At 43.4% G+C, this 23,961-nt stretch carries 17 protein-coding genes; 9 read left to right on the top strand and 8 right to left on the bottom strand.

Annotated elements, in window-relative coordinates:
* Nucleotides 1-10 precede the first annotated feature (10 nt).
* From DCO56_RS20665 to DCO56_RS20680, 4 genes are read right to left on the bottom strand one after another with little or no spacing between them, the layout of a single operon-like run.
* The gene (locus tag DCO56_RS20665) at nucleotides 11-1,894 is read right to left on the bottom strand and encodes an amidohydrolase (RefSeq protein WP_108635645.1); all 1,884 of its coding nucleotides are present in this window, start codon (nucleotides 1,892-1,894) and stop codon (nucleotides 11-13) included.
* Between the two features lie 11 nt (nucleotides 1,895-1,905).
* Nucleotides 1,906-2,667 carry a M17 family peptidase N-terminal domain-containing protein gene (locus DCO56_RS20670; protein WP_108635646.1) on the bottom strand — a complete coding sequence of 254 codons (762 nt, stop codon included), beginning with the start codon at nucleotides 2,665-2,667 and terminating at the stop codon, nucleotides 1,906-1,908.
* 4 nt (nucleotides 2,668-2,671) lie between these two features.
* Nucleotides 2,672-4,066 carry an alginate export family protein gene (locus DCO56_RS20675; protein ID WP_241254807.1) on the bottom strand — a complete coding sequence of 465 codons (1,395 nt, stop codon included), beginning with the start codon at nucleotides 4,064-4,066 and terminating at the stop codon, nucleotides 2,672-2,674.
* A gap of 37 nt (nucleotides 4,067-4,103) precedes the next feature.
* Nucleotides 4,104-4,739, bottom strand: coding sequence for a hydrolase (locus tag DCO56_RS20680; RefSeq protein WP_108635647.1), 636 nt, complete (start codon nucleotides 4,737-4,739; stop codon nucleotides 4,104-4,106).
* A 289-nt stretch (nucleotides 4,740-5,028) separates the two neighbouring features.
* Between DCO56_RS20680 and DCO56_RS29905 the strand changes: the two genes are divergently transcribed.
* The 4 genes from DCO56_RS29905 (at nucleotide 5,029) to DCO56_RS20695 (ending at nucleotide 10,689) form a co-directional block, all read left to right on the top strand.
* Nucleotides 5,029-5,259: a RagB/SusD family nutrient uptake outer membrane protein gene (locus DCO56_RS29905; RefSeq protein WP_219929432.1), complete on the top strand. Its 231-nt coding sequence runs from the start codon at nucleotides 5,029-5,031 to the stop codon at nucleotides 5,257-5,259.
* A gap of 53 nt (nucleotides 5,260-5,312) precedes the next feature.
* Nucleotides 5,313-5,624 (top strand): RagB/SusD family nutrient uptake outer membrane protein, encoded by a 312-nt coding sequence (locus DCO56_RS29910; RefSeq protein WP_281259418.1) that lies wholly within the window; start codon nucleotides 5,313-5,315, stop codon nucleotides 5,622-5,624.
* 296 nt (nucleotides 5,625-5,920) lie between these two features.
* A complete protein-coding gene (locus tag DCO56_RS20690; protein ID WP_108635648.1) occupies nucleotides 5,921-9,031 on the top strand; it encodes a SusC/RagA family TonB-linked outer membrane protein in 3,111 nt (1,036 codons plus the stop codon).
* A gap of 47 nt (nucleotides 9,032-9,078) precedes the next feature.
* Nucleotides 9,079-10,689, top strand: coding sequence for a RagB/SusD family nutrient uptake outer membrane protein (locus DCO56_RS20695; protein WP_181390631.1), 1,611 nt, complete (start codon nucleotides 9,079-9,081; stop codon nucleotides 10,687-10,689).
* Between the two features lie 90 nt (nucleotides 10,690-10,779).
* Here the strand turns inward: DCO56_RS20695 and DCO56_RS20700 are convergent, their stop codons facing one another.
* A complete protein-coding gene (locus DCO56_RS20700) occupies nucleotides 10,780-12,189 on the bottom strand; it encodes an alpha-L-fucosidase (RefSeq protein ID WP_108635650.1) in 1,410 nt (469 codons plus the stop codon).
* 130 nt (nucleotides 12,190-12,319) lie between these two features.
* On the opposite strand from DCO56_RS20700, the gene DCO56_RS20705 reads away from it, so the two are divergent.
* The 4 genes from DCO56_RS20705 to DCO56_RS20720 all read left to right on the top strand — a co-directional run bounded on the left by DCO56_RS20705 (nucleotide 12,320) and on the right by DCO56_RS20720 (nucleotide 16,138).
* Nucleotides 12,320-13,738, top strand: a complete 1,419-nt coding sequence (locus tag DCO56_RS20705; RefSeq protein WP_108635651.1) for a sensor histidine kinase — start codon at nucleotides 12,320-12,322, stop codon at nucleotides 13,736-13,738.
* A complete protein-coding gene (locus DCO56_RS20710) occupies nucleotides 13,707-14,423 on the top strand; it encodes a response regulator transcription factor (RefSeq protein WP_108635652.1) in 717 nt (238 codons plus the stop codon). Before DCO56_RS20705 ends, DCO56_RS20710 begins: the two co-directional genes overlap by 32 nt.
* Before the next feature lie 16 nt (nucleotides 14,424-14,439).
* Nucleotides 14,440-15,024 carry a Crp/Fnr family transcriptional regulator gene (locus DCO56_RS20715; RefSeq protein WP_241254806.1) on the top strand — a complete coding sequence of 195 codons (585 nt, stop codon included), beginning with the start codon at nucleotides 14,440-14,442 and terminating at the stop codon, nucleotides 15,022-15,024.
* Nucleotides 15,025-15,328: 304 nt separating this feature from the next.
* Complete coding sequence (locus DCO56_RS20720; RefSeq protein ID WP_108635824.1) at nucleotides 15,329-16,138, top strand: helix-turn-helix domain-containing protein; 810 nt, start codon at nucleotides 15,329-15,331, stop codon at nucleotides 16,136-16,138.
* Here the strand turns inward: DCO56_RS20720 and DCO56_RS20725 are convergent, their stop codons facing one another.
* The 3 genes from DCO56_RS20725 to DCO56_RS20735 form a co-directional block, all read right to left on the bottom strand.
* Nucleotides 16,139-17,263: an MBL fold metallo-hydrolase gene (locus tag DCO56_RS20725; RefSeq protein WP_108635653.1), complete on the bottom strand. Its 1,125-nt coding sequence runs from the start codon at nucleotides 17,261-17,263 to the stop codon at nucleotides 16,139-16,141.
* 322 nt (nucleotides 17,264-17,585) lie between these two features.
* Nucleotides 17,586-19,172 (bottom strand): sulfatase, encoded by a 1,587-nt coding sequence (locus DCO56_RS20730; RefSeq protein WP_108635654.1) that lies wholly within the window; start codon nucleotides 19,170-19,172, stop codon nucleotides 17,586-17,588.
* The gene (locus tag DCO56_RS20735) at nucleotides 19,169-21,001 is read right to left on the bottom strand and encodes an alpha-1,3-galactosidase-related protein (protein ID WP_219929434.1); all 1,833 of its coding nucleotides are present in this window, start codon (nucleotides 20,999-21,001) and stop codon (nucleotides 19,169-19,171) included. Before DCO56_RS20735 ends, DCO56_RS20730 begins: the two co-directional genes overlap by 4 nt.
* Nucleotides 21,002-21,509: 508 nt before the next feature.
* On the opposite strand from DCO56_RS20735, the gene DCO56_RS20740 reads away from it, so the two are divergent.
* Nucleotides 21,510-23,765 (top strand): GH92 family glycosyl hydrolase, encoded by a 2,256-nt coding sequence (locus DCO56_RS20740; protein WP_108635655.1) that lies wholly within the window; start codon nucleotides 21,510-21,512, stop codon nucleotides 23,763-23,765.
* The last annotated feature ends 196 nt before the right edge of the window (nucleotides 23,766-23,961 follow it).

Genomic DNA, 23,961 nt, shown 5'->3' on the forward strand with positions numbered 1-23,961 from the left:
TTCTTGCGTATTAGAATGCAAAACATGAACAGCCTAAGGCCCCCCAGAATGCTGAATAATTGTTGATAGCAATATTGCTCATGCGGGCATGATTGTGGTTGTGTGCATGCACCTGGCAGCTGCCGCTACAAAGATGGACCGTATCCACAATATTGCTTTTTGTGGAAGCAGTATTGGGGTGATCGTGCTGGGGCGTTTTTGAGACACGATAGTAGCCACCATAACTTTTTGTGGGGGACCAGTCAGGTAGAACGGGGATAGGCGGTGGTGAAAATGAACTGAAATCGCCATCAGCGTAGACAATCTTACCTGCTACAATCGTCAGTTCGGATTCAATCGATTTGATGGCTTCCTCGTCGATTGTGAAATAGTCGCTGTTGAGCACGGTCAGGTCGGCCAGCATGTCCACCGCAATATCACCTTTTTGCTGTTGTTCTTGTGAAAACCAGGCACTTCCTTTGGTATAAAGCTGCAAGGCCGTCTGACGATCAAGTACACTGTTGTGATACAGTTGCCGTCCACCAACTGTTTTGCCAGCGGTAAGCCAATAAAGGGATACCCATGGGTTATAACTGCTCACACGGGTTGCATCGGAGCCACCACCGACAGGAACTCCCATTTCGAGCATTTTCTTGACTGGCGGTGTTTGTTCGGCTGCCTCGTGCCCATAACGATCGACAAAATATTCACCCTGATAAGCCATACGGCTTTGAATGGCGATGCCACCACCTAATGCCTTGGTGCGTTCGATATTACGTTCATCGATGGTTTCGGCATGATCAAAGATCCAGGCAAGTCCATCAAATGGAATATCTCGGTTGACTTTCTCAAATACATCCAAAAAGCGACTGATGCTTTCGTTGTAAGTGGCATGTAATCTAAAAGGCCACCTGTTGCTCACCAATAGACGGACGACTTTCTCAAGTTCGGCTTCCATGTTTTCATTGAGGTCAGGTCTTGGTTGTAGGAAATCCTCAAAATCTGCTGCCGAAAAGACTAGCATTTCGCCGGCGCCATTGTGTCGGTACATGTTGTCACCTTGGTGTAAGGGGACTGTATCAATCCATTGCTGAAAATCCTCATATTCATGTTTTGGTTTTTGTGTGAATAGGTTATAGGCAATGCGGACAGTAAGCTGATCCTCGCGGTGTAGGTCACTGATGACTTTGTAGTCATCAGGGTAATTCTGAAAACCGCCTCCAGCATCAATGACACTGGTGATCCCAAAACGGTTTAATTCCTTCATGAAGTGACGAGTCGAATTGAGCTGCTCCGCATAAGGAAGTGTAGGACCTTTTGCTAAGGTCGAATAGAGGATCATGGCATTTGGGGACGCAATAAGTAAGCCTGTTGGATTGCCTTGGCTATCACGTTCAATTGTGCCACCGGGAGGCGCTGGTGTATCTCTGGTATAGCCGACAGCACGGAGGGCAGCAGCATTCAATAATGCCCGGTCGTAGAGATGCAGTATAAACACTGGTGTTTCGGGTGCGATGGCGTTGATCTCTGCTAAGGTAGGCATACGTCGTTCTGCAAATTGAAACTCGGACCATCCGCCGACCACCCGTACCCATTGCGGATGAGGTGTTCGGTCAACCTGCTCCCGGAGCATGCGCAGAGCATCGGCTAAAGAGGGAACTCCATCCCAGCGTAATTCCAGATTATAGTTGAGACCACCGCGGATCAGGTGAATATGGGAGTCGTTGATCCCCGGGACTACGCGTTTTCCGCCGAGATCTATAAGTTTGGTGCTGGAATCGGCAAATTGCAATACGTCCTTGTCAGGTCCGACCGCGATAAATTTACCATCTTGAATCGCCACGGCGGTCACCTCCTGCTGTGCACTGCCAAAATGGGTTATTTTCCCGTTATGGAGAATGAGATCTGCTTTCATAGTCGTTGAGTTTAATTGTGTAAGGATGAAATCGCTTTTTTTATACCTTCACCTGCGGTTTCGAAGAATGCAGGGCCGGCCAATAAAGTGATCTTTTTTAATTTCGGCGATTGATCCATGTTTTTTGCACCCAACCATTTCTGGGTTCTAAAAGCATCAATGCTGCCAAGTACGATATTTTCTGCAATTAAGGCTGTCGGCGAGTCTATGCCGGCATCTTTGAGGTCGCTTGCAAAACTGAAATCCTCGACCCCTAGCCTAAGCGCTTCACGCATGGCGACGTGGGCAATATCTTTCATTTGTTCGGCATCGAAATCTTGACGGTTGCCCAAACCGATTAACAGTAGCTTTTTGCTTGCGAGTGTACCTTTTTGGGTTGGAGTCAGCAGAATGGTTTCGCGTGCGTGCCCCTTGAATTTACCCGATTTACGCATTTCGGTAAGGGAACCATGCAATGCCTCATCCAAATGGACAAGACCATTTAGCGCTGGGGGCAATGCAGGTGGTGAGATAAAGATATCACCTTCGGTGTATTCAAAAATACAGGCTATTTGCAATTCGCTAACTGCTGCCGAAGGGCCTTGCACCAATCCTTCAATGGCAAGTCCATCGACGTTGCCCCATATTGTGCTTGTTCCTATTGCTGTAGCTTTGGGGGCAACAGCGGTTGCTTGGGCATTGCTCTTTACAGGCGCAATTGCCAGAGCAGCAAATAAAGCAACCAGTGTCCATTGTGGTGTTTTGTTGTGAAAAAGTCTCTTTGCTATTTTCATATGATTAAAATTTAAAGGCTATCCTGCTATTGAAGAAAATTCCGTTTTTAGGTGTCGTAATGATGTCTTCAATGAATGCACCTGTTTTAAAATACTGGATCCCTGACACAAGCGAAAGTTGTTTGTTGGCAGCCCAAGTAAAGTTGGCTAGATAGGCTGTGCCAATGTAGCGTTTTCGGGACATTGAGCCTGCAAGGTTAAATGATCCGCTGGGTCTATAAACGCCGTCCTGAAGTGAATGGCGCCAATTAAATACCAGGTCAACCTGTAACTTCAAGTTTGCAAGCAGATCCAATGTGGCATAGGGATGGATATCGATCAGGTTGACCGGGCCGACCTGCGGACTGAATCCGAAATATCCTCCCTTGGGATAAATGGGATTGAAAGTCTGTAGGTTGCCATCTCCAGCCTTCTTGTCGCCTGAGATATAGTCGTTGCGCAGATTGATCGAAGGTTTTAAATAGCTGTCTTCGAAGAGGTAGCCGATATCGACCGAGGCAGTCCATGCGGATATTTTGCCTTTGCCAAAGGATCCGAACTGATAGGCTCCCTCAAGATTGTAAATAAAACCACCGCCATATTTCCATATACGGGTGCCAATGCTGTGTCTGGTTTCTTTGGCGGCATCTTCTTCAAATATTGACTGATCACGGTATATCCCAATGTAATAAAGGTCGATGTTTGCTTGTCGAGGCATGATGATTTTGCCATAGGCACCCCAAAGGTTGATCTGTTTGGACGGTTTGTTGTCAAAAACTCCCGCTTTAATGGTATCGGCCATCATCGCAAAAGTTTCGAGCTTGACTTTGCCTGAATTATAGGCAATTTTTGCACCTGTAAAATATCGCCTTGCATTGGGGCCTTCACCAACGGAGATCAGACGGCCAGAACCGTAGTCAAGTTCCTGTCTGCCTATGCGCAGTAGGAGCGATCGACTATTTCGTTCGAGGATTGTCCAATCGATAAACAAATTCTGGACATTCAATTGGTCCTCGTCGATCTGTCGGGAGCCGTTTTTGCGTCCATATTGCAAGGCTGACCGCAATTGTGTGAATAACCGGAAGCGCTCACCAAAATGGAGGTCTGCATGGAGGTTATAGCGCTGCAGTAGAAAGTTGTTGTTTCCAAGTTGTAAGCGCCCCCAGTCTTCATTGTTAAAATCCACGTATTCTGCTCGCGCCTCCCCCCCAAGAGATAGCCAAATTTTGTCGTCAGAGGCAAGTGGCATATATTTGAACCGCTCATAACCCCGGCGTGCTGAATCAGCGAGGCTACGATAATCTTCCTCAAAACGCATCAATTTGAAGCTTTGGGCGAAGAGATTTGGTAACAGGCCAAATAACAACAACAGAAGGGTCGCTCGACGGAAATAAGGGGCTATGGGTTGTTGTGGATACACGGCGTTTGGATTATAATTGTAACTTGTTTGGATGATGTTAGGAATGTTTGACCATATTGTGGGCGTAATGGATACCTAAGCCATAGCCGCCACCATGTTTTTTCATCAAGTCTGTTACGGCAACATAAGTTTCCTGACGTGCCCAGTCTCTTTGCAATTCTAAGAGGTACTGAACCGAAGTAATCGGTTTGACACCCCTATGAATCATACGTTGCATGGCACGTTCATGCGCTTCATGGCTCACGTCGCCACAGGCGTCAGCAATAACGTAAACTTCATAATCTTCAGCCAAAGCGGAAAGTGCCGGACCGACAATACAGACACCTGTCCATAGTCCTGCAAGAACAAGTTTTTGTTTTCCGGTGCCTGTGATGGCTTGATACGCCGCTTCATCTTCCCATGTGTTCATGCTTGTCCTATCGATGTATCCGCTGCTAGCTTGCGGGTAATAGGTTTCAATTTCCGGAAAAACCGGCCCTGAAAAGCTCTCTTCGGCGACAGTAGTGACGATTGTTGGGACATTAAATATTTTGGAAGCGCCACAGATTACTGCGACATTGTTTCTCAATTCTTCCATGGTAATGCTTTTGGTGGCAAAGGCCATTTGTCCTTCGAAATCGATTAATACAAGCGCATGGTTGCTTGGTGATAATAGTTCTGCTGATGGTTTCATAAATTATGTGTTTTAAATGTTGTTTTATGTTTCTTGAGAAGTTCAATTTTTCTGCCTGTTGTTTTAGTTGTCTATTTTATAGTGTATTAGGTGTTTTGTCTTTGTTTTAAATTTGACGATATTTCGTTAAATGACCTTTTCTTTAGATATATCTAATTAAATGATTTGCTAATGTTTGACTGTTATCCGTTTTTTTACAGCGGGTACACTCAAAATTAAGCGACCGAAATTTGCTGTTCATTGAACTAGTTTAAGAAAAGGGGGAAGGAGAAATTAATAAAGCGAAGAATTGCGGTATGCAGAGGTGTTGCTGAATTATGCGGAAGCGAAGCAGGAACTCGGAACATTCAACGATGTGGATTGGTCAAAGACCGTTGGTGCACTACGTGCTCGTGCCGGAATTTCCGACGGAGCCAATGTGCTGCCGACCAAAGTGGATACCTATTTGAAAAATACATTCTTTCCGGGTATCTCTAATCCTGTTATGCTGGAAATCCGCCGCGAAAGACAGGGGAGTTAGCATTGGAAGGATTCCGTTTTAATGATCTGAAACGATGGAAAACTGGTGAACTGATGGCTAAATTACAGTGGACAGGTATCTATATTCCTGCTTTGGAAAAACCAATGGACCTGGATCGTGACGGTACTCCTGATGTATTGTTTTATGATGCAAGTAGACCGGAGCCCACCGTGGAAGGGGTGACCAAGGTGAAACTGGGTGGTGCTAAAAACTCCCAGACAATGACTGCAGATAATCATTTGCAATGGGGTATAACAATGAATAGAATGTGGTACGATGATGGTAAACAGTACCTGTACCCGATCCCTTCTTCGGCGCTTGTGCTGAATAATCAATTGGGACAAAATCAAGGCTGGGAAAAATAACGGCTTAGTTCCCACAGTATACAAAAAGCACCTCTACATTTGAAAGGGCACTGAAAAAGTTTCTTAAAGGAATTTTTTTAGTGCCCTTATGGTTACCAACTGCCCTTTTTGTATATATTGGATCCATTATCTTCTTTCACCTTAAATATTTTAGTGGATAAAAATTGAATTAACCATTAAGTTTTTATTAGGCTTTCATTAGGTTTCCGTTAAGCATAGTGCCCAGCTGTGTATAGTATCTTTACGAATACTAAAAACCTTATACCTATTCAAGTAACTAATAAACTTTTTATGTTATGAATCATTTTTTTATTCAACCAAAGACTCAATATATGCTTCGTTGGAAAGCAAATTGTCATTGGTCAATTTTGCTATTGACTTCGGTAGCATGTTATTCGCCAGCCAGATCGGCTGAAATGAAAATTACCAAACCAATATTAAATCACCTCAATCTACAGGATTCGTTGATTTTAGTGACGGGGCAAGTAACAGGAGTACAACAAGGATTAAAGGGTATTTCCGGAGCTACAGTAGCTGTGAAAGAAAGTAAAGAACAAAGCCAAACGGACAGCAGAGGGATGTTCAGTATTCGTGTGCCGAAAAATGGCTCACTTGTATTTTCCTATGTGGGTCATCAAACACAGGTTGTTCCGGTGCACGGTCGAAAAATGTTAAATGTAACTTTGCAGCCTTCGCAAACCAGTCTAAATGAGGTGGTCGTGGTTGGCTACGGTACACAGAAGAAAGCGAGTTTGACGAGTTCTGTTAGTACGGTTTCGAGTGAGGACCTTGAAAATCGTGCTGTTCCTTCAGTGATCAATATTCTTCAAGGCCAAGCTGGTGGTTTAAATATCCAGCAGACCGATGGCAATCCCGGCTATGGTTCAACTTCAGTGGATATTCGTGGCAATAGCACTTTGTCGAATAATCCGGTTCTTTATATTGTTGATGGTATTGCTGTGAACAATATAAATTACCTCAACCCAAATGATATCGCGTCTGTCAGTATTTTGAAAGATGCTTCGGCGACGGCTATTTATGGCGCCCGGGCTTCGGGCGGGGTACTTTTGGTAACAACTAAGAAGGGCAAAAAAAATAGTAAACCAAATGTACAATATAGCGCGATGTTGGGGGCACAACGTCCGGTGAGACTTCCTAAATTTGTAGATGCGCCGCAATTTGTAGACCTGTACAATCAGGCCCAGTTGAACGATAATCCAAATGCTCAGGTTAAATTCGATCCCGAATTAGCTGAAAAGTACAAATCTGGAGCCTTGCCGAGTACAAACTGGATCCCTTATATACTTGACAATCGTGCAATGCAAAACCAGCATAATTTAAGCGTGTCCGGTGGAAGCGAAAATGTTGATTATTTCGTTTCGGGAGGCTACCTAAACCAGGGCGGATTAATTAAAAATGTGGAGTACAAAAGATATAATACGCGGGGTAATGTAAATGTTCAGGTATCGAAAAGGTTGAAACTTGGTGTTAATACAGTGCTGACCAAGGAAGATAAGCAACAGCCTGCTTATGGCATAGGCAATGCACTACAATGGTCCTATATTGTTCCTGTAACCGAATATCCGTATACAAAAGGAGGAAATGACAGAAGTTACCGTGGGGGTGCTCAGCCGAATGATATCATGACAAAGGGCGGGGTCAGTAATGAAAATCTTAACACCATAAATACGAATTTTCTTGCTGAATTTAAAATTCTGGATAATTTGGTACTGAACGGGACATATAGTTATAACTATACCAATAGTTTTACTTCGGCATTTTTTAGCAGATATCCGCTTTATAATGATAATGAACAGATCGTAGTGTATGTGAATGATCCCAATAGTGCGAGTAAAGTAAATTATGCGCAAAGCCATCCCACTGGAATAATTACATTAAACTATAATAAGACCTTGGGTGACCACGCGTTAAAAGTTTTACTGGGATATTCTCAGGAATCCGATCGCTATGATTACAACGCTATTACACGTTATGATTTCTTAAACAATTCCTTGGATCAGATTGATGCAGGATCATCTGATCCAACCTTGACCAATGTGTCCGGAAACGCAACATCTTACGCTGTTAGATCTTGGTTTGGCCGGGTAAATTATGATTATAGAGGGCGTTACTTATTGGAGGCAAATGCCAGATATGACGGCACCTCGGTTTTTCAGAATAAAAAATATGGCTTTTTCCCATCGGTTTCTGCTGGCTGGATTATCTCAGAGGAGAACTTTTTAAAACCTATCACGAATGTTTTAAATTTCGTTAAACTCAGGGCATCTTATGGCCAGGTCGGCAATCAAAATGCAAGCGGATTATACCCTTGGGCGAATACCATTGGACAGGATCGATATATTCTGAATAAAAATAGCACCACGACCACCTATTATAATAATTCGCCGAATCCAGATTTGACCTGGGAGGTCAAAACTACTGCAAATGTTGGGTTGGATTTCACATTTCTAAATCATATTGATGTGAACGTGGACTTATTCAGAGAACGAACATCAGGAATTCTACGATCGCCCGTTGTGCCAAGTACTTATGGGATTGGAGCACCTCAGCAAAATGTCGGAAAGTTACAGAATCAGGGTTTTGAGGTAAATATTGCCTACAAGAACCATGTCAATGATTTTCATTATCATGCTTCCGTTAATTTCTCTGATAATCGTAACAAAATCCTTGATTTAGGGGGAACCGGCCCCAGTTACGGCGATAACCCGCTTATCGTGGGACAATCGAGATGGATCTGGTATGGCCTGAAAGCAGAGGGGCTTTTTCAATCAGTAGACGAGATAGCGAATCATGCAACCCAGACCCCAAGAAATATCCCCGGGGATATCAAATTCAGGGATGTCAATGGGGATGGCAAGATTACGCCTGATGATCGCGTGATTTTGGGACAGGCAACTCCTCGGTATCGTTATGGAATTAATTTGGGTGGATCCTACCGTGGATTTGATATCGGAATATTATTGCAGGGGGTTATGAGCAACCTTGCCCGTGTCAGCGGTGGAGCTCAAGTGCCTTTTTTTTATAATGGTGATGGAAATATGCTGGAATCGCAGTTAGATTATTGGTCACCGACTAATCCGGATGCACGTTATCCCATATTGCGTACAGATCAGTCCATTAATAACAGTCAGTTTTCGAGTTGGTGGTTGTTTAATGCTTCTTATCTGCGTGTTAAAAATATTCAATTGGGCTATACGATGAATAGCAAAATTGTAAACAAGCTCGGTCTTTCCTCTTTGCGATTTTTTGCATCGGCGGACAATCTATTCGTTTTTACAAATAAAGATTTTCCAAAAAGTTTGGATCCTGAGATCTCGAATTATGGTGATGGATCCAATTATCCACAGGTTAGAAATCTGAGTCTGGGTCTAAATCTATCGTTTTAAAAGAAGGGAAAGTTGATTTTTAGAAATATAAAATAATGAGCAATCAAATGATAAAGTTAACACAATTATTAGGTGCCATGGCGCTCTGTATCATGACAGGAGCTTGTAACAAAAATATGTTGGATCATGTTCCGCTGAATCAGATCACAGATGAAACGTACTGGCAGTCTTCGGAGGATGCAGTGATGTTTGCAACTCGAATGTATACCTTTATGCCCCAGGATAATTTTGTATATTATGAGGGAATGAGCGATAACGGTATTAGCAATGATCCGACAACAAAACGCTTTGGCAATAGCACCCAAGATCCGACCATCAGTGGAAAAGAATGGAATTATTCTCCCATGCGACAAGCATTCAGTTTTTTTGAGCACGTAGACCAGGTTCCGGGCATGGAGGTCAATCTGAAAAAAAGATTGATTGCAGAAGTCAAATTTGTCTTAGCATACCGCTATTTTATGATGACTACGCTCTATGGGGATATTCCTTTTGTTAATAGTCTGATTAAAGATCCAAATGAAGCAGATCTACCTAAAACTGCTAAATCGGAGATTATAAAAAATGTTATTCAATGGCTGGACGAAGCCGCGGCAGATTTACCTCAGTCTTATACAGGTGCAGACTTGGGGAGGGCGACCAAAGGTGCGGCAATGGCCCTTAAAGTTAGGGTATGTCTTTATAATGAACAGTTTAGTCAAGCGGCAGCTACTGCCAGAGAACTAATGGCGATGAAGACTTATAGTCTTTATCCGAATTATTATAATTTTTTTCAAAAGGACGGTGATTATTCGGCAGAGGATATTTGGTCCTTTGGGTATACTTTGTCCGTTAAGCAGAACAGCCTGAGAGATATTCTGGGATCTCAGGCCTTGATGAACGGTCGTAATATTCTTGGGCCTACGGCCGAATTGGTAGACGATTACGAAAGTAAAAATGGATATTATCCTTTCACGAAGGATCCTGGTTATAAGTCAACAGACCCCTTTGGCAATAGAGATCCCAGGCTAAGGGGGACGATATTGTGTCCGGGGGACATTTTCCCTTATCCTTTTTTTTCCAATATAAATCAGTATGACCCATTTAATAATGCTGGTGACAGAATCGGTGGTGACCTTGGCTCACGGACAGGTTTTTCATGGGCCAAAAATGTAGACAGATATGATTATGTAAGATCCGGAACAAACAATTGGAAAGCTTTTCGTTATGCTGAGGTTTTATTGAATTATGCTGAAGCACAAAATGAGTTATCAGGACCTTCAAATGAGGTTCTCGCTTCCTTAAACCAAATTCGGACGAGAGCAAATATGCCATCTGTCGAGCAGACTTTTGCATTGAATGGCTGGGCAATGAATCAATCTGGTTTACGTACTTTTATCAGACATGAACGAAGGATAGAATTAGCAGGGGAGGGGCTTCGGTATTTTGATATACTGCGCTGGAAAATCGGAGAACAGGTTCTGCAAGGGCCTATATATACAGTTCATGCTCCGGATGGCATTGCCTCTATAAGTACAGAAAATGGCCATAAAAATAAATATTTGAAAACTGTAGTTGACACACGGTATTTTAATAATCCAAAATTTTACGTCTGGCCGATACCTCAATCTGCAATTGATGCTTCTAAAGGGGTATTGGTTCAGAACCCGCTATGGAAATAAAGGTAATGGTAAAAGGTGAAAACGAAAATTCCCGAGACGCTTTGCGATCGGGAATTTTTGCTGTTTTATATAGCGGGGAATCGTCTATTTCTACCTTCTTTCTTGGTAAACACCGATCTCATTTACCACCGCATTATCCTTCTCGGGATGGATATTGAAGCGTAATTTTTCTCCAAGGACTTCGTCAAAACGAAAGATCTTAATTCGGCCTTGTTGCACCGGTGTGGTTGAAATGGAATGCCATTTGCCACCTTTGAGGTAAGATAAACTATAGTGCGATGGGTTGTCTTTACCTTCCGTGATAACCACGCTATTGAAAGCTTTGCTACGCTCAAAATCCAATTCATACCATACTTCTTTTTTAGCCTGTGGATTGGATACCCAGGCGCTACCAAAATTATCATCATTGGCAAAATCCATAATATTCATATCCTCACCCCAGCTGCTGTAAGAAGCGACTTGTTTGGCAATATTGTGATCGACAATTGGAGCCTGATAGCTTGGTAAGGTGCTGTAATTAGGTTTGTTTTTGTACAATGTACCGATGGTTTTTAAGGCTTCAAGTGCGTTTTGATCCATTAAACCATCACTATTGGGAGCTACATTGAGCATAAAGTTGCAATAGGCATTGTTGTAGGGGATAACGAATTTTTCCACAAGTTCTTTCACATCCTTTACTGGAACGGTTGGAAATGATGTTTTCCAGAACCAATTTTGCTGTAGGGGCAAACAGGCCATGGCGGGCAGTTTATTATGTTCTTTGGAGATAAATTGTCCCGCACCCTGTTCATAGGATTTGATGTCGGTATAAAATAATGCATCACCCGGATATTTAGCCGAATTGAGATCCATCAATAGGCATTTGGGCTGTAATGATTTGACTAAATAATAAATATCATCGAAAGGAACATCATCGTACGAAATGCGCGACCAAGGGGCATCCCAACCATCGATAACCAAAGCATCGATCTCGCCATATTGTGTCAATAATTCTGTGAGCTGATCCTTAATCAACTGGATATGGGCTTTGGTGATCGTCTTTGGGCGTATTCCCTGATGCATGTCCAGAATGGAATAATAAAGCATCACGCGCAGGCCATTTTTACGGAAGGCATCGGTAAACTCCTTTACCACATCGCGGTGTAAAGGGGTGTTCATAACGTTATAATCCGTGGTTTTGGTTGCCCAGATCGGGAAACCGCTATGATGTTTGGTGGTGAGACAGCCATAGGTCATATTGGCCGATTTAGCTGCCTTGGCCCATTGATCCGCATTGAGTTTCGGTGATTTGAACAGTTCCAAAGGAGCATTGGGATCAGACCAGTCCTGTTCCATAAAGGTAGGCATGCCATAGTGAATAAACATTCCAAATCCTAAGTTAACAAAATCGAGCTGGCTCTGCTCAAGAACTTTTTTCGAAAAACTGGACTGTGCGAATAGTGTATTACCCAACAAAAGGTAAAATAGGCTGTAAAGTAGTGTTTGTGAAATTTTGGACATAATTTGCTAATTTGTTATACTATAAAAGTACAGTTAATCGGGGTATCATCGGCCTAACGAAAGCTTAATGAAAGCCTAATAAAAACCTAATAGGTATCTTGAATCGGTAAATAGATGCTATTTTTAAACTATGAATAGCCTCAATAGAAATATATATCCTTGGGCATTTGGGACAAGTTTCTTGATCTTAACGGCCCTAATCGGCTTTTTGATTTTCAATACCTATCAACTTGAAGATAAAAACTATCAGATTGGACAGCTCAATCTGATCCAAAATGAATATGGTACAGCCATTATGGATGATAAGATCTTTCCCGGGGGGGATGCTGTATTTCAGGCGGAACTGGTTCCGTATCTGCAGACTTGGTTTAGGAAAGTCATGGCCCATTCGCCAGATGCACAACAGTACGGCAAGCAAAGGATGGAACAATTTCTCGCTAGCATGCGTAAAAAACAGTCGCTGGACAGCCTCTTTTATCAGATCGTTCAGCAGCAGCAGCTCGATACAGCACTGGTTTATTTATTTCATTTTGATGAGCTAGAACTCTACAATCCAATAGACAGTACCTGGAAGGTGTTTTATAAAAGTACGAATGCTAATTATATGTCGGCCATCAGTGGCTCACTCAAACAGGGATCGCTCAACAATCGGGTATTCCAGTTGGCCGTCAGCGACAGAGCTCCGATTCCTTATCGTTTTACTTATAGTCTCTATGTGGATTATGAAAACCGGAACTGGCGGATCATACAACAAATGGCGCCCGTATTTTTACTTTCCTTGGCTTGTATAGCTCTTATTGTGCTGCTGAGCTATAGAACCTACAGAAATTGGGTCAATCAACGTAAACTTGTCGATCTGAAAACAAGTTTCCTGAATCATATGCGGCATGAATTCAATACACCATTGACAACAATTTTGGTCAGCGCGCATAGCCTGATCGATCGGGAGACTGATCCGGACAATAAAGAGGTAGCTCAGTTGGGGCGTGTGGTCGAAAGGCAGGCAAAGCGGCTTAAGGACTATTTTGAACAAGTGATGGGATCCGTCGCTTTGCAGGAGCAGCAGGCCAAAATTGTACAGGTTCCCCTTGACTTATTTACAATGGAAATCTTACACGAACTGCGACTGCGTTACCAAGGAGAAATTGAAATTGACTATACGCCACTAGGGGAGGAGCTGTTATTGCAACTGGATGAAGGGTATTATTTTTCAATACTTGACAATCTGATCTCAAACGCCATCAAATTTAATGACCATTCCACCAAGACCATTCGATTGAGCTGGGAGAGGAAAGTTGAACAATATTGCCTGAAGATTGAAGACAATGGGCGGGGAATTGCTCCATCGGATAGGAATGCGCTATTTACGGCCTTCTATCGCGGACAGTCTTCGGGGGGTAAACCCGGACTTGGATTAGGATTATACTATGTAAAATCTTGTTTGGATCGCCTAGGTTGGAAAATCTGTTTGGAAAACAGGCCCGGGGGCGGTACTATTTTTTATATTTACATTGACAATGGGGATTTCAATAGCAAAAAAAAGGATTGATATCCTGCTAATCGAGGACGAACCTGATCTGGGCGAGGTTTTCTCACGCTATCTCCGCTACAAGGGATTTAGTGTGGTGTGGGCTTGCACAATGAAAACCGGACTGGAAGCCTTTGAGGAGCACGTGGCTAAATTGCTGATTATAGATGTGCAGCTACCGGACGGAAATGGTTTTGATCTCGCTCAGGATATTGTGCAACTGAAGAAGGGACAGCCGATTTTCTTTTTGACAGCCCTGCACGAACGAACTTCACGCCTCCAAGGACTGTCCCTGGGGGCGGTGGATTACATCGCTAAACCCTTTGATATGGATGAAATATTGCTTAAAATTCGCAATTTATTGGCCGTAGCTGCGGCTCCTGTACCGGATGATGTGTCTGAGACCGGACTGCGGATTGGTCAGCTGTGGCTCGATATGGAGCGTTATAGCTTGTCGGATAGCGAAGGAAAAGCACAAAAGCTGACCATCCGCGAAGCTGAACTGCTTCGCCATCTGATCTTACATAAAAATCTGTTGGTCAACAAAAAGGATCTTCTTTTGTTATTCTGGGGGAATACAGATTTTTTTAATGGCAAAAGCCTGGAGGTTTTTATTTCGCGTATTCGTAAATTGCTGCAGGTCGATAAGATGCTACATATCGAGAGTATCTATGGTGCCGGTTATATTTTACATGAAAATAAGTAGGTTTGACAATAATGATATGATGTACGCAAATATCCTCAACAATGTTTCCAAGTGTATAATACTTACAGAAGAAGAGATAACACAATTTACTGATTTGTTGACTACACGCAAAGTCCCCAAGAAAACCATGCTGCTGCAGGAGGGGGAGATCTGCCAGTTTGAAGGATATCTCCAGAAAGGCTGCGTTCGGATCTATTATCTTGATGAAAACGGTTTTGAGGTAACCTTGGCCTTTGCAGTCGAAGATTGGTGGATCAGTGATATCGCCTCCTTTCATTACCAAATACCGTCGAGTTTGTATATGGAAACATTGGAAGAATGTGAATTCCTTATGCTGACTCCGGAGACTAAAGAAAAACTGCTGGATACTATTCCAAAGTTTGAACGCGTCTTTCGTATGCTGGTACAGCGTAGGCTTGCTGTGCTACAAAATAGGCTGATCCACACCATGGCCAAACCGGCCACTGAACGCTATCTTGAATTTATCGACTTATATCCAACGATATCACAACGGGTGCCACAATATTATATCGCGTCTTATCTCGGTGTTTCACCCGAGTTTGTCAGTATAATAAGGAAAAGACTTGCTACAGGTAAGTAAGATGCGCATGGTGTCTTTTTTGATGATTAAAAGTGTGGAAAGCACCACTTCGGCCTGTATTGGAAAGAGGAGGTCCATACAACAGTACGAAATAATGGTGGGCTAATAATCTTTGTCGGCAGCTTGGCGCAAGGTCGAGAGCACAATATTTTTTTAATGAGCTTTTGGGAACATATCATCTGAGCCGTATGGAAAATGAAAATTCAAAAAAGCAAACAATATTTGTTATCTTGGGAATAGGTTCCGCTTTTCGTACGAGGACGGCTTATTGCTATATGAATTGATAAAATTGAATATGATCAATATGGAGGAAAAAGATTTTGGAAAGGCTTTTTTATATTCCTGTTATGTGGATAAGGCTTTTGGTCATGAACAGTTTATCCCTGAACATGCGGTGCTGTTCCAGCTATCCGGTGAGACACATTTTGACCATGAAAAGGGAAAGCTGGTGACAAAGGAAGGGCAGATATTGGTCGCCCGGAGAAATCAACTGGCAAAGGCGTTCAAACACCCTTCGAAAAATTCCGCTTATCAGTCTATCTCCATCATGCTCCATGCAGACCGGCTCAAGAAATATGCCCTGGACCATCAGCTCTCTTCAGATAAGAAGCAGCAGTCGGATACGAATATTCTTTTGGAGGGTGATGTCTTTATCAAAAGTTATTTTGAATCATTGGCGCCTTATGCGGAGGCTTCGGACCGTGTCAGCCCTCAGATGGAAACCATCAAGATCTACGAACTGATCACCTTGTTACTGGAAAGATATCCATTCCTAAAAGACCTGTTGTTTGATTTTTCCGAACCGTTTAAGATTGACCTGGAGGAATTTATGTTGAAAAATTATAAGTATAATGTTCCTTTGGAGAATTTTGCCAAATTATCCGGTCGTAGCCTAGCAAGCTTTAAACGCGATTTTGAAAAGATATTCCGCACCTCGCCCCGCAAATGGCTACAGGAAAAACGTCTTTCGGAGGCATACTATCTGATTGAGAATAAGCGGAAAAGACCTGTGGACATTTACCTCGATCTTGGTTTTGAAAACCTCTCCCATTTTTACGCTTCCTTTAAAGAGAAATTTGGAATAACACCAGCGACAATTAATTCAATCGCTTAATCAGTTTTTCCACCAGTAGCTGTGGCCACTGTCGGTATCATCCAGATCAACTACTTCACCGATGCGTGGGGTAAGCAGGGTTTGTTGCTGTATTGATGCTTCTTTGGAAATACGCTCTAAGGGTTCGTACCAGGCATGATTGGCTAGGACAAATTTGGAGGAGTGCACGGGTAATAACTTGGCTGCCTTTAAATCTTTTGCCGCCTGCACCACTTCTTCGGGCATCATGTGGATGTATTTCCAACTCATGTCATATTGTCCATTTTCGAGTATGGCCAAATCAAATGGGCCAAGTTTATCACCGATTTCTTTAAAATGGGTATCGTAGCCACTGTCTCCGCCAAGGTATAATCTGCGGCTTGGCGTCACAAGCACATAGGAGGCCCAGAGTGTGTTAGCCGACCAGATGCTGCGACCGGAGAAATGCCGTGCCGGTGTGACTGTTACATGAAATCCATTTCCCAGATCGATCTCTTCCCACCAATCTTTTTCAATAATCTGATCGTTACGATAACCCCAATATTCCAGATGTTCACCTACGCCAAGTCCCACGATTATTTTGCCGACTCGGGGTTGCAGTGCTTTGAGCGTTTTGTAATCCATATGATCGTAATGATCATGGGAAATAAATAGATAATCGATGGCTGGAAGCGCATCCGTTGTTGTTACATCAGCGCCCGCAAAGGCTTTGCCACTGCCCGGTATAGGCGAGATGCTGCCGCTTAGTACCGGATCGACAAGGATAGTTTTTCCGTCTGCACGCAAAAGATAGGAGGAGTGCCCCAGCCAAACCAAACCATGGGATCTGGTAAAAAGACTGTCCCAATTGACTGGAACCGAAGGTATCTTATGTTTGGGGCTAGTCTCGCGTGATTTTTTGAAGAAATAATCGGAAAGGGCTACCGTCCAGCTTTGTGTCAGCTGTGGTGTTGGGCTGCTGTTGCGAAATTTTCCATCCTTGAATTGCTTCGATTGTTCGATACGTTTAAGTCTTTCGCCTGAGGGTCTTTTACCAAATTGGGGATGCATCATATAGCCGGTGATTAATCCGATGAGAACAACAAGCGTTAGGGCTGACCATTTCAAAAATCGGAAGAAGCCTGCGGCTTTGTGCTTTGTTTTCATCTTTACTTGTTTTTACAATACAAAAATAAGTAGCCCGGTAATCTTTTGTTTTTGTGTAAAGCTCAATTTTAATGTGCTGTACGGCTCATGGTCCTCCGTATGCGTTTACTGCATTGTTCAAGATAAAGTTACCGTAGATCTATTCAGCTGGTTACAGAGGTTTATTAACGACAGCTAATATTTTTTTGCTATCCGGTAGCTTTATCCGTGTTAATCATGTATCAGTTTTATTAGGTTTAAAATAAAAGCCTTTGCGATTTGATCGCAAGGCTTTCTATAAAAGTTGAGCCAACTTAAAAAACTATTTTGTTGACAATAAAAGCTATTGGTCTACAGATTTTAGCTGATCAGGATAGGGAACCTGTTGTCCAGTAGCCTTGTAAGTCGGCAGCTGTGCCTTCCATATCCGAAGTTGATCGGAAAGTAACTTGCTGAGTGCTTTGGTTTTCTCCTTCATTCGGGGAGCGAGGTTGTTGCGTTCACCGATATCCTCCTTCAGATTGTAGAGCTCTAATTTCCCCTGTTTCATATTATAAAGCAACTTGTAGTCGCCTTGGCGTAGCGCCGAAAAGAAATTGATACCCGGACCATCCGGAACAGTCCATTTATTGGGTATATTCCAGATAAGGGGACGGTTATTCCATCGGTCGTCATTCTTGCCTGCTAACAGACTCGTCAGATCCTTGCCATCCGGCTCGCGCTGTACGAGTTGATAATCCTTTATTTTTGCCATATGGAGAATCGTTGGAAATAGGTCTTCTACCATAACGGGTGTAGGATTACTGCTCGGCTCATGCCTGCTGGCTTGTTTTATCAGTAGTGGAATACGTATGCCCCCTTCGTAAAGAGAACCTTTGCCCGCTTTGAGCGGCAGATTCTGTGTATGGGCTTCTCCCGAACGCTGGGGGCTGAGACTGAGCCCGCCATTATCGCTCAAAAAGATAATAACCGTATTGTCGTAAATGCCTTTGTCTTTTAGAAACTGGACAATATCGCCCATACTTTTGTCATAGCCTTCCACCAAAGAGGCATAAGCGGCTTCAGTAGAGTCCAGACCCCGGTCGAGGTAGCGCTGTACAAAACGCGGATCGGGCTGAATTGGGACATGAACAGCATAATTGGAAAAATGGAGGAAAAAGGGTTCCTTGCGACGAATAGGTTCCTCAAGTGCTTTCAGTGCTTCCTGCGTCAGTGCCTCCGTCAGAAAAGTGGATGACCCATGGTATTCCATCAGGTCCGGTACAGCCTGATAACTGGTTTTGCTCGGAAGGTTGCCATAGTTCTGTTCGCCATAGTAATTTTGTGGATGTCCCGCCGAATGGCCGGCCACATTGACCATAAAACCCAAATTAAGCGGACTGGCGCCAGGTGTGCCAGCAGATCCCCAATGGGCCTTACCGATATGGATGGTGTAGTAACCGTTAGACTTAAGGATGCTGGGAAATGGTGTCGCATATATGGTATGAGGAATATTTGGTACCGGACTCAATCCATTGATGTTCCAGTCAGGTGGATTAAGGATCTCATCGTTGCTGTCGGTAGCTGTATTGGCTTTCGGATGTGTCCAATTCGTTACCCGGTGATGTGCAGCATTTAACCCTGTGAGAAAGCTCACCCGCGAGGGCGTGCATACCGGCGTAGCATAAGCATTGGTAAACTTAACGGCATCTTTGGCCAGTGATTCGATATGTGGTGTATGAAACTTCTCGTTAATAGCTGTTTTGGTGGAATAGAATGGTTCGGACATGTCCTGCCAGCCCAGGTCATCCACAAAAAATACCACAATATTGGGGCGTTCATTCGTATTGAGATCCTGTGACTGATTGGCCGACTGTGCCAGGCATCTTAGTCCCACACTGCTAAATAACAGCAATAAAATCAGGTTGCTGTTGTTTTTAAAGGATATCATAGCGAAAGATGAAATGGTTTGCCATCGATGGTGTTATTCGAAATTTCATCGTGAACGACGCGCTCGAAGAATAAAGGTTTTTTATTCCAGTGGAATGCCGGATACGCCCTGTTTGTTCTGATTCGATTGTTGCGAAAAACTAGACCATCCACGGATTTCGCATAGAGTATGGGTTTATCAAAGGTCTCAAAAAGATTATCTTCGATGACTATACCGCTATGAAAATACTTTTGTTGATTTTTGAGGTCAGGAATTTCAGGATAGATCGAGATAATCGCATTGGTAAACTGAAACATATTGGTCAGCGCATTGATAAATGTATTGTGCCGGATCACAATATCATGACAGCTGCCGGTCTCATACCAGCCGTTGGCATCGCCGCAGAGTAGGATTGCAGTGCCCGAGGTATGGTCAAAAAGATTCCCTTCGACGAGGGTTTTTCTCGGTGTACTGAACAAGGCACCGCGTGCACGATTGTGACGAATGGTATTGTCGCTGAAAACAACGCGAGGTGTCCAGGTGAGGTTTTCAATACCGATCGCTGTTTTCGCAGGATCTATTTCCGGATCGAGCGCCTGTTTGAACGTAATCTTAAATTCACGGACCGGATCATCCTCTTTGTTGCGCAATATCTGAATGGATTGAATCTGGTTTTTCTGGTTCCAAAGTTCCATCGTCCCTGATCGGATAAACTGCACCGTGTCTCCGGCATCACCCCAGTCAAATCCGTAGGATTGGTCATGCATATAACGGCCCACCAGTGTTTTATTGTCCAGTCTTGTCGTGATGTTGAGATAAGTGCCGTGGATGTTAATGGCATCGTCCATCATATTTTCGTATAGCCCATTTTTAGAGACAATAACACCTTTACAACCTGAAAAATGGGTCGCATCAGCTTGCGCTGTAAAATACCGGGGATCTTGATCACCGCGCAGTGCCACTTGGAATCTGTCCAGGCTGATATTTTCGGTGAGCTGAGCCAATAAACCCATACCTTCGGCATAATGCACGCTAATATGTTCGAGTCGTATGTCTTTGCCTTTATGGACAAAAACACCTGGGCTGGGGCGATGTCCTGCACGCATGGCCACGACGGTGCCCGGAATAAGCTTTGGATTTTTCCATTGCTCGGCTTGGATAATACCCGGCGAAAGCTCGGTTACTCTTTTTGTTCCTACCCCAATATCACTGGTATTGTAAACAATGCGTTTGGTTTTTTCCTCAAAGGCGATTCCGGATGTTGGACGCATGGCCCAACCTTCGCCGGTATTGTAAAATACACTGTCTTTGATTGTGTAAGTCACCCAGGGAGCTGTTTTGTAAACGATCGTGCCTTTGATCGTGTCATTCTTCAGGATCTGGACCTGACAGATCTGTGGGCGTTCAAAATCTATATGGATATTTTTAAGGGTCAGATTTTTATTTTCGATCAATGCAATCGGCAACATCCGGCCATGATAAATGAAATCTGAGCCCTGGCCATCGATCGTGAGGTTGCTGCATTGTTCGAATGCGATACCTACTATCTTGGGATTATCCTGATCGTGGTTGGAAATATAGTATGTTCGTGATAATGCGCCCTCGGGATAAAAGTCATAGCGTCCTTTTTTGAATTTTAAAACGAGAGACTGATTTCTATTGGCCTTTCTGAGAATTGTATGAAGGACTTTATTGATTGTAGCAGCGCTATTGGTCCCGGTATTGGGAAGCACACCGTAATCGGAAAGATAAACGATCTTGGGGGCTTGTGAAGCAATGCTGTTCAGGTAAAAGCATGTTGCCAGTAAAGTAATCAGTGTCGATCGTATCCAGCACGTATGTAATTTCATATTGATTGATGGTTTATGCGCTATTGTAGCCAATTGGATGAATGCTTGCCGAATATAGGCATTATCCCTTAACATCCCAATTCCACTTCGGTCCGTAGCGATATTTTTACCCGAATGGAAGCAACACCGGAGACCATCATATCTCGTTGTTGGTAGCGAAAAATAGACTGTTTTGACGAGCTGTTGATAATTGGAGAAATGTTCGGTTTCTCTCTAAAATTTTATAATTGAGATCAGGCTAAATCTAAATTGTGAAGGGAACGGTATGTCTTTTATCATCATAGTGAACTTTCGCAAAAAAAGCGAGCTCATTGATTGGCCGCGTTCGATCTGCATAGACCGCCTGGAGGATCATGCTGATGGTCGTATTAAACAAGTAAAACAAACGGGCCTCCTGAAAGGACCTAAATAATGGATACGGAGGGAATAAATGTGGTCAAAAAAAATTATCTTTAAGGGCGAAACGGATGTTTGGCCCTTAAACTATTAATCACTTAATAATTCTAGAATGCTAAATAAGAATATCAATCTGAAACATAAAACCTTTCTACGGACAGTCTGTTGTTTTTCTTTTTTGTCTATCTTTTTGCTAAAAGGTTTTTCCCAGTCCCAAAAACAGAAAGATTTTGTGGATTATGTCAATCCATATATGGGTAATATCAGTCATTTACTGGTGCCAACTTACCCGACTGTCCATCTGCCTAACAGTATCTTGCGGGTCTATCCCGAAAGGGACGATTTTACCTCGGATCGTCTGTATGGCCTTCCACTTATTGTTACGAGCCATCGTGGATCGTCGGCTTTTAATCTAAGCCCAATGCTGCAGTTGCCCAAGGAGCTTAAACCTGTGCAGTTGTACAGTTATGATCAGGAGGAGATTAAGCCTTATCGCTATTCAGTTGTTTTAGATCAGGAAGATATTAAAGTAGATTATGCGCTGTCTCATCAGTCGGGCATGTACACGTTTGCTTTTCCGAGCACAGCGACAACATACCTGCAATTCAATTCACGCGACGGGGAATTGAACTGGGATGGACAAGCTCTTTCAGGCAGTCAGGAAATTGGCAATGGCACACGTGTGTATATCTATGCCGTTCCTGATATTCAACCAACTGGAGTTAGTAAACTGCAGGGTCAGCAATTAGAAAAAGGTATGGATGCAAAGGGCAGAAATGCTTGTCTTGTCCTGCAATTTGACAAGGCAGGAGCGAATTTAAAAATCAAGTACGGCGTTTCCTTTATTGATGCAGCACAGGCTAAAGCAAATCTGAACCGTGAAATTGCTGATTTTGACCAAAAGAAACTAGCAGAAAATGGCCGTAAAATCTGGAATCAAGCACTCGGAAAGATTGCTGTGGAAGGCGACAGTGAATCGGACAAAAATGTCTTCTATACCTCTTTGTACCGCACTTATGAGCGGCCGGTCAACATTTCTGAAGGGGGGCGTTATTTTAGTGCATTTGACGGCAAAGTACATTCGGATGAAGGTAAACCTTTTTTTACAGATGACTGGATATGGGATTCTTATCGCGCCCATCACCCCCTACGCGTTCTTCTGGACCCAGCGTCAGAATCGAATATTCTCCATTCCTTTGTGCGGATGTCGGAGCAGATGGACAGGCCTTGGCTGCCGACTTTTCCAGAGATCACAGGAGATAGCCGCAGAATGAATTCCAACCATGGCGTAGCAACTTTACTGGATGCCTATCGGAAAGGGATTCGTGGTTTTGATATTCAGAAAGCATATCTGGCTGCAAAAGGAGCGATTACCGAAAAAACCTTGGCGCCATGGTCGGGCAAGCCTGCAGGAAAAATGGATGAATTTTTCAAAGAAAAGGGCTATATTCCGGCTTTGCACCCGGGCGAACAGGAAATTTACCCAGAAGTACATGGCTTTGAAAAACGTCAGCCTGTAGCGGTTACCCTCGGCACTTCTTATGACTTGTGGTGTCTCGCGCAACTGGCGAACGAATTGGGTATAAAAGCGGATTATGATCTGTTTATGAAGCAGTCTTTCAATTACCGAAATCTGTTTAATCAACAGACCAAATTTTTCCACCCCAAAGATGAAAAAGGTAATTTTATCATGCCTTTTGACTATGTCTTCGCCGGAGGACAAGGAGCCAGGGGGTATTATGGTGAAAATAATGCTTGGATCTACCGCTGGGATGTACAGCACAATATCCCCGACCTGATTAAATTAATGGGTGGCAATCAGCTGTTTGTCCAATATTTGGATGAAATGTTCCAACAGCCGCTGGGACGTTCCAAATTTGATTTCTATGCACAATTACCGGATCATACGGGGAATGTCGGTCAGTTTTCGATGGCCAATGAGCCGGCCCTTCATATTCCGTACCTCTATAATTATGCGGGACAACCCTGGATGACACAAAAGCGTATCCACAAACTAATTGGCGAGTGGTTTAGAAACGACCTGATGGGGGTGCCGGGTGATGAGGATGGTGGTGGTATGTCTGCTTTTGTTGTTTTTTCACAGATAGGTTTTTATCCTGTTACACCCGGACTGGCGTCCTATAGCATTGGATCGCCATTTTTCAGGAAAACAACGTTAAGCCTGCCGAACGGAAAATCTTTTGTGATCATCGGAAAAAATGCGTCAGCAAAAAATAAGTATATCCAATCGGCTACGTTAAACGGAAAACCATTGAATAGTACACAGCTAAACCATGCGGATATCCTGAACGGTGGTACGCTGGAGTTTGTAATGGGCGACAAAGCGAACAGAAACTGGGCAAATTAAAATAAGCCGGTTTTTGCTCAATGATCAGCTGATACGGCATTGGTTTTTAAGACCATGATGTATTCGAATCCCTTTCTGCATCAAAAAAGGTTCGTTGGTCGATAGATCAACGGACCTTTTTTTGCGTCTTAGCACGATTTGATGGATTGCATTAATGCGATAAGCCGGTTGCACAGGCGGGCGTCATTTGCATGGT

Source organism: Sphingobacterium athyrii (assembly GCF_003071065.1).
In the GTDB taxonomy this organism is placed as follows: Bacteria; Bacteroidota; Bacteroidia; order Sphingobacteriales; family Sphingobacteriaceae; genus Sphingobacterium; species Sphingobacterium athyrii.

Excerpts from the sequence above, each read along its gene's own strand:
- DCO56_RS20710 (WP_108635652.1), top strand. The coding sequence starts at position 13,707 with ATGGGGATTTCAATAGCAAAAAAAAGGATTGATATCCTGCTAATCGAG.
- DCO56_RS20730 (WP_108635654.1), bottom strand. The coding sequence starts at position 19,172 with ATGATATCCTTTAAAAACAACAGCAACCTGATTTTATTGCTGTTATTT.
- DCO56_RS20720 (WP_108635824.1), top strand. The coding sequence starts at position 15,329 with ATGGAGGAAAAAGATTTTGGAAAGGCTTTTTTATATTCCTGTTATGTG.
- DCO56_RS20665 (WP_108635645.1), bottom strand. The coding sequence starts at position 1,894 with ATGAAAGCAGATCTCATTCTCCATAACGGGAAAATAACCCATTTTGGC.
- DCO56_RS20690 (WP_108635648.1), top strand. The coding sequence starts at position 5,921 with ATGAATCATTTTTTTATTCAACCAAAGACTCAATATATGCTTCGTTGG.
- DCO56_RS20725 (WP_108635653.1), bottom strand. The coding sequence starts at position 17,263 with ATGAAAACAAAGCACAAAGCCGCAGGCTTCTTCCGATTTTTGAAATGG.
- DCO56_RS20705 (WP_108635651.1), top strand. The coding sequence starts at position 12,320 with ATGAATAGCCTCAATAGAAATATATATCCTTGGGCATTTGGGACAAGT.
- DCO56_RS20700 (WP_108635650.1), bottom strand. The coding sequence starts at position 12,189 with ATGTCCAAAATTTCACAAACACTACTTTACAGCCTATTTTACCTTTTG.
- DCO56_RS20740 (WP_108635655.1), top strand. The coding sequence starts at position 21,510 with ATGCTAAATAAGAATATCAATCTGAAACATAAAACCTTTCTACGGACA.
- DCO56_RS20680 (WP_108635647.1), bottom strand. The coding sequence starts at position 4,739 with ATGAAACCATCAGCAGAACTATTATCACCAAGCAACCATGCGCTTGTA.
- DCO56_RS29910 (WP_281259418.1), top strand. The coding sequence starts at position 5,313 with ATGGCTAAATTACAGTGGACAGGTATCTATATTCCTGCTTTGGAAAAA.
- DCO56_RS20715 (WP_241254806.1), top strand. The coding sequence starts at position 14,440 with ATGATGTACGCAAATATCCTCAACAATGTTTCCAAGTGTATAATACTT.
- DCO56_RS20695 (WP_181390631.1), top strand. The coding sequence starts at position 9,079 with ATGATAAAGTTAACACAATTATTAGGTGCCATGGCGCTCTGTATCATG.
- DCO56_RS20735 (WP_219929434.1), bottom strand. The coding sequence starts at position 21,001 with ATGAAATTACATACGTGCTGGATACGATCGACACTGATTACTTTACTG.
- DCO56_RS20670 (WP_108635646.1), bottom strand. The coding sequence starts at position 2,667 with ATGAAAATAGCAAAGAGACTTTTTCACAACAAAACACCACAATGGACA.